Origin of the sequence: Pseudoduganella sp. RAF53_2 (assembly GCF_052113985.1) — a bacterium.
In the GTDB taxonomy this organism is placed as follows: Bacteria; Pseudomonadota; Gammaproteobacteria; order Burkholderiales; family Burkholderiaceae_D; genus Rugamonas.
The window spans coordinates 1-1537 of sequence record NZ_JBFRDW010000949.1 but is presented as its reverse complement, the minus strand read 5'-3'; the positions used below and the strand labels follow the sequence as shown (position 1 = coordinate 1537).

At 62.8% G+C, this 1537-nt stretch carries 1 protein-coding gene and 1 pseudogene; both read left to right on the top strand.

The features are described from left to right. A partial coding sequence (locus AB4Z11_RS31305) for a cytochrome c oxidase subunit I (RefSeq protein ID WP_442030021.1) occupies positions 1-849 on the top strand: 849 nt, incomplete at its 5' end. Further along, positions 846-1400, top strand: a pseudogene (locus tag AB4Z11_RS31300) (cytochrome c oxidase subunit 3); the annotation flags it as partial. The gene AB4Z11_RS31305 and the pseudogene AB4Z11_RS31300, both read left to right, overlap by 4 nt. Positions 1401-1537: the final 137 nt, after the last annotated feature.

Below are 1537 nucleotides of genomic sequence, written 5' to 3'. Positions count from 1 at the left end.
ATGTACGTGAGCGGCATGCACCCGCTGTTTGGCTTCTTCTTTGCCACCACTACGCTGATTATCGCGGTCCCAACCGCGTTGAAGGTCTATAACTGGACGCTGACCTTGTGGCGCGGCGACATCCACTTGACCGTGCCCATGCTGTTCGCGCTGGGCTTCATCTCGACCTTCCTGATCGGCGGCCTGACGGGACTCTTCCTCGGCAACGTCGGTATCGATATTCCGCTGTCGAACACTTATTTCGTGGTGGCGCACTTCCACATGGTGATGGGCGTTTCGCCTGTGCTGGCGGTGTTTGGCGGGATTTATCACTGGTATCCGAAGGCCACGGGGCGCATGTATAACGAAGTGCTGGGCAAGCTGCATTTCTGGGTCACCTTCATCGGCGCTTACGCCATCTTCTTCCCCATGCACTACCTGGGCATTCTCGGCATGCCGCGCCGCTACTACGCCTATGAGAACTACAAATTCATCCCCGAATCCGCGCATACGATGAATGCCTTCATCACAGTGGCGGCGTTGATTGTCGGTGTGACGCAGCTGGTCTTCCTGTTCAATCTGTTCTGGAGCATCAAGGGCGGCAAGCCGGCCGGAGGCAATCCATGGCGCGCGGCCAGCCTGGAATGGTTCACGCCGCAGACCCCGCCGCAGCACGGCAACTGGGGGYCGGAACTGCCGGTGGCCTATCGCGGCGCTTACGACTACGGCCGCGCTGATGCGCCGAATGGCGAAGATTACATTCCGCAGAGTGTGGGGCCGGAAGAAAACGAGCATGGCGCACCGCCGCACACGCCGCCGCCACGCCCGCCGCAAGTGCCGCACCGCGAAGATGAAGAGGTGCCGAAATGAGCGGCGCGACGCTGCGCACCACCAATGGCTTCCCAGGCTTGCCGGACGGGCGGGGCGCCCGCAACGGCGGACCGGATGCGCCGCACGGCACGCGCAAGGTCGGGCTGTGGGTTTTCATGGCCGTGGTCAGCTCGCTGTTCCTGCTGTTCGCCTTTGCCTACGTCATGCGTATGGCGTACGAGGACTGGCGCAATCTGACGTATGTGCCGTGGCAGCTGTGGCTCAGCACCGGCCTGCTGCTGGCGGATAGCCTGGTCTGGGAAGTGGCGCGCCGCAATGCTGCGAGTGGACGCCGCGAAGCCGCGCGCAAGCTGAGTGCACTGGCGCTGCTGCTGGCGCTGGCCTTCATCGCGTCGCAACTCGCCGCGTGGCAGGCGATGACGGCTGCCGAATACGGCCTGCGTGCCAATCCCGCCAACAGTTTCTTCTACCTGATCACGGGCCTGCATGGCTTGCACGTTATGGGCGGCATGCTGGCTGGCCTGCTGGTGGCAGGCGGGTTCCTGAGCGGCCGCGCTACCGAGCGGGTAGGCGAGGGCATTGCACTGTGCGCCCAGTATTGGCATTTCCTGTTCTTCCTGTGGCTGGCAGTGTTCGCGCTGCTGTTCTACGTGACGCCCGATGTGGTCCGGGCATTCTGCACGACGGTTGGCATTCCAGTGAGGTGAGTCATGGAACCGCAAACGCA